Below are 4,859 nucleotides of genomic sequence, written 5' to 3' on the forward strand. Positions count from 1 at the left end.
ACACCCTCACCCCACCCCGTACCACCCGCACCCTCACCAAACGACCGGCACCGACCATCCACCGACAACCCCCGCTGCCGCGAAAACTCCACGAAGGTCCCGGGGGTGGCCATGACGGTGACGCCGCCGGCCAGTGCGGTGGTGCACTCTCCCGAGCGCACCGCACGGACGGCGAGGTCCAGTGCGACCAACGACGAGGAGCACGCCGTGTCCACCGTCAACGCCGGCCCGCGCAACCCCAACACGTACGCGATCCGACCCGACGCCACACTGGACTGGTTGCCGGCGAGCAGCAGCCCCTCGACCTCCTCGGGGGCGGTCCGCAGGCGCGTGGCGTAGTCGTCGTACATGGCGCCGATGAAGACTCCCGTGTCGGAGCCCTTCAACGAGTGGGGGTCGATGCCCGCCCGCTCCAACGCCTCCCAACTGACCTGGAGCAACAACCGCTGCTGCGGGTCGGTGGCCAGTGCCTCGCGCGGGCTCATCCCGAAGAAGTCGGCGTCGAACTCGGCCGCGTCGTAGAGGAATCCACCGCTTCGGGTGTAGGTGGTGCCCTTGTGGTCGGGGTCGGGGTCGTAGAGGGCGTCGAGGTTCCAACCGCGGTCGGTCGGGAAGGGACCGATCGCATCCACCTCGTCCAACACCAACCGCCACAGGTCCTCCGGCGACTCCACACCCCCCGGGAAACGGCACCCCATCCCCACGATCACCACCGGATCGTCGTCCGCCGCCCCCCGCACCGGAACCACCACCGGCTCCGGCGCCCGCTCCGGTGGCGGACCGTCGAGACGGGTCAGGAGGTGTGCGGCGAGTGCGGTGACGGTGGGGTACTCGAAGACCACCGTCGCGGGGAGGGTGAGTCCGGTGAGTCGGGCGAGCCGGTTGCGCAGTTCGACGGCGGTCAGCGAGTCGAAGCCGAGGTCCTTGAACGCCCGCTCCGCGTCGACGCCTTCGGAGTTTCCGCTCCCGTGTCCGAGGACGACGGCGGCCTGTTCCCGCAGCAGTGCGGTGACGGTGCGTTCCCGGTCGTGGGCGGGGGTGTCGGCGAGCAGGGTCGCCCAGGCGCCGCCGGTGGCGGTGCCGCGCCGGACGGACGTCGGAATGCGCACCAGTTGACGGAACAGGGGCCGGAGTTGACCCGTGGCCGCCTCCCGGCGCAGCACGCCCTCGTCGAGCGGCGACACCACCGTGTGCGGTCGGACCGCTCGGAGCAGGGCGTCCAGGCCCCGTTCGGTGGTGACCGGCCCGACGCCGTACCGGGCGAGCCGCACGCGGTCGGCGGCGCCGAGGTGTCCGGTGAGCGCGCCGGTCTCCTCCCACAGCCCCCAGGCGAGGGAGACCGCGGGCAGTCCGCGGGAGCGGCGATGGACGGCGAGCGCGTCCAGGAAGGTGTTGCCGGCGGCGTAGTTGGCCTGTCCGGGGGAGCCGGCGACGGCCACCGCGGAGGAGAACAGCACGAACGCTTCGAGGGGCAGGTGCGCGGTCAGTTCGTGCAGCAGCCAGGCCGCGTCCACCTTGGGGCGCAGTGCTCGCGCCAGCTGCTCCCCGGTCAGCTCGGTGACGGTGGCGTCGGCCAGGACGCCGGCGGCGTGGATCACCGTACGGAGCGGGCGGTCCGCCGGGAGGGCGGCCAGCAGTTCCGTCAGTTCCCTGCGATCGGTGACGTCGCAGGCGGTCACCGTCGCCTCGGCGCCGGCCGCGCGCAGCTCGGCGACCAGTGCCTGTGCCCCGGGCGCGGCCGGTCCGGTGCGGCTGACCAGCAGCAGGTGCGGGGGGCCGGGGCGGGTGGCGAGGTGGCGGGCGACCAGGGCGCCCAGGGCGCCGGTGCCACCGGTGATCAGCACGGTGCCGGCGGCTTCACCGGTGCCGGTGCCAGTCGTTTCGCCGGTGGTGGGGGCGGCGGCGCGCCAGGCGGGCTGCGGCTCGGCGGCGAGGTCGTGTGCGGCGAGCCGCGGAACGTGGACGCGTCCGCCCCGCAGCGCGGACTCCGGTTCGCCGTGGTCGCCGACGAGGAGTGCCGCGTCGGCGGGTCCGTCGGTCTCCACCAGGGCGAACCTGCCGGGGTGCTCGGCGGCGGCGGTGCGCAGCAGCCCCCGTACGGGAGCGGTGGTGAGGTCGCCGGTGCGCAGCACCACGTGGAGGGGGACCTGCTCGCCGGCGGGGTGCGCGAGCCAGCGTTGGAGCAGCGCGAGGACGGCGGCGGTGTGGGCGTGCGCCCGGGCGGGAACGCCGGCGTGGCCCTCCGACTGCGACTGCGACTGCGACTGCGGGTGCGGGTCGGTGACGGGGACGAGCACCGCGGTGGGCGGCGCGTCCCGGTCGAGCAGCGCCTCCGGGTCCTCGACGGTCTCGGCGCCGGTCACCAGTGCGGTGTCGCCGAAGCCGGCCAGCACCAGCGGGGTCCCGGTGGTGGGTCCCGCGGTGGTCAGCTCGGGCCAGTCGACGTGGTGGGCGGTGCGGTGGGTGTCGACGACGCCGGTGAGTTCGGCACGTGCCACCGTGCGGAACGCCAGGGAGTCGATCTCCGCCACCGGGTGGCCGTCCTGGTCGGTGAACAGGTACCGGAACCGGTGGTCGGCGAGGGGTTCGATACGGGCCCGCAGTCGGCGCAGGGCGGCGCCGGGTGCGAGGAGGCGCAGTCCCTCGAAGGCGAACGGCAGCAGGGGCCGTTCGGGATCGGGCGGGACGGAGCCGACGAGCCCGGCGACGACCGGGTGGAGCGCCGCGTCGAGCAGCGCGGGGTGGATCCCGAACCCTCCGTCGTCCGGGGCGTCCTCGTCCGGGGCGACGGTCAGTTCGGCGTGGAGCGTGCCGTCCGCGGTGCGCCGGGCCGCCACGAGCCCTTGGAACGCGGGGCCGTAGTCGTAGCCGAGGCGGTACAGCTCCCGGTAGACGTCGTCCAGGGCGACGGGTTCGGCGTCGGCGGGGGGTCGGGGTGCGTCCGCCGGTGCGGGTCGGTGCGGGTCCGTCGGGCGGAGGGTCGCCGATGCGTGCAGGGTCCAGTCGGCCGGGTCCTCCCGGTCCTCGTTCCGGGCGTGCACGGACAGGGCGCGGGCCCCGGTGTCGTCGGGCGGGCCGATGCGGACCTGGAGGGCGGTGGGCCGGTCGGCGTCGGGCACCAGGGGTGCGCTGACGGTCAGGTGCTGCACCTCGGGGTGGTCGACGGCGGCACCCGCGTGGGCGGCGAGTTCCACGAAGACGGTGCCGGGCACGAGTGCGGTGCCGAACACCTGGTGGTCCGCGAGCCAGGGCAGGTCGTTCGGGGTGAGTCGCCCGGTGAAGAGGTCGCTGCCGTCGGCCAGGGTGACCCGGGCGCCCAGCAGGGGGTGGGTGACCGCGGCGAGTCCCAGTCGGGCGGCGTCGGCGGGCCCGCCCGTGGGGGTGAGCCAGTACCGGTCGCGGGCGAAGCGGTAGGTGAGGGGCAGGTCGGGCGCGGTCGGTGGGGTGCGCCAGGTCACGGGCACGCCCCCGAGGTGGGCGGCGGCCAGGGCGCGGCGGAACGCGTCCGGCCCGCCGTGGTCGCGGCGCAGCGTTCCGCCGGTGAAGGCGTTCACCCCGCGGGCGGCGACGATCTCCTCGATCGCGAAGGTGAGCACGGGATGGGGGCTGACCTCGATGAACCGTCGGTACCCGGCGTCGACGAGCCCGTGGACCGCGGTCTCGAACAGCACCGGCTGGCGCAAGTTGCGGTACCAGTAGTCCGCGTCGAGGGCTTCGCCGGTGACCGGACCGCCGGTCACGGCCGAGTGGAAGGCGGTTCCGGCGGCGCCCGGGTCGAGTGCGGCGCCGAGTTCCAGCAGGTGTTCCCGCAGCGGTTCCACGTACCGGGTGTGCGAGGCGTAGTCGACGGGGACGCGCCGGGCGCGCACCTCGTGCTCCGCGCACCACTGGAGGAGCGCGGCGAGGGCGGTGTCGGCTCCCGCGACGACCGTGGCGCGCGGCCCGTTGCGCACCGCGATCTCCAACTCGCCCGGATGGCGGGCGAGGACGGGGCCGAGGGCCTCGGGGTCGAGCGCGACGGACACCATGCCGCTGTCGCCGGCGATGCCCGTCAGGGCGCGGCTGCGCAGGGTGACGAGCTTCGCGGCGTCGCCGAGCGAGAGGGCGCCGGCGACATGGGCGGCGGCGATCTCGCCCTGGGAGTGGCCGACGACCGCGTCGGGCGTGACGCCGGCCGCCCGCCACAGGCGGGCCAGGGACACCATCATCGCGAAGAGCACCGGTTGGATCACGTCCACCCGGTCGAGCGAGGGGGCGTCGGGTGCGCCGCGCAGGACGTCGAGGAGGGACCAGTCGGTGTGTTCGGCGAACGCTTCGGCGCAGGACTCGATGCCGGTCCGGAACTCGTCGCTGGTGTCGAGGAGTTCACGGGCCATGCCGAGCCACTGGGAGCCCTGCCCGGGGAAGACGAAGACGGTGCGGCCGGGCGAGTCGGCCGCCGTGACGAGGGAGTCGTGGACCTCACCGGCGGCGAGGGCGCGCAGTGCCCCGGACAGCGTTCCGCGGTCGTCCGCGAGCACGGCGGCGCCGTGGCCGAGCCGGGCCCGTCGGACGAGGGCGGCTGCGAGGTCACCGGGCTCGGCGTCGGGGTGGTCGGTCAGGTGGTCGGCGAGCGCGGCGGCCTGACGGCGCAGCGCGGCCGGGGTGTTGCCGGACAGCAGCACGGGCGGGACGGGACGGTCAGGGGTGTCGGGGCGGTCATGCCGGGCCACGGGTTCGGTCGTCGCCGCGTCGTCTTCGGGTGCTTGTTCGAGGATGACGTGACTGTTGGTCCCGCTGATCCCGAACGACGACACCCCCGCCCGCCGCGGCCTCCCCCGATCCGGCCACACCCTCGACTCCCCCAACAACTCCACACC

General features: G+C 74.8%; 1 protein-coding gene. It reads right to left on the reverse strand.

The window, feature by feature from the left end; all coding sequences use genetic code 11:
- Nucleotides 1-4,856: SDR family NAD(P)-dependent oxidoreductase (locus ACFYOU_RS33250; protein WP_391311034.1), on the reverse strand; the 4,856-nt coding region annotated here is incomplete at its 3' end.
- Nucleotides 4,857-4,859 lie beyond the last annotated feature (3 nt).

Origin of the sequence: Streptomyces sp. NPDC005955 (genome assembly GCF_042871255.1) — a bacterium.
Taxonomy (GTDB): Bacteria; Actinomycetota; Actinomycetes; order Streptomycetales; family Streptomycetaceae; genus Streptomyces.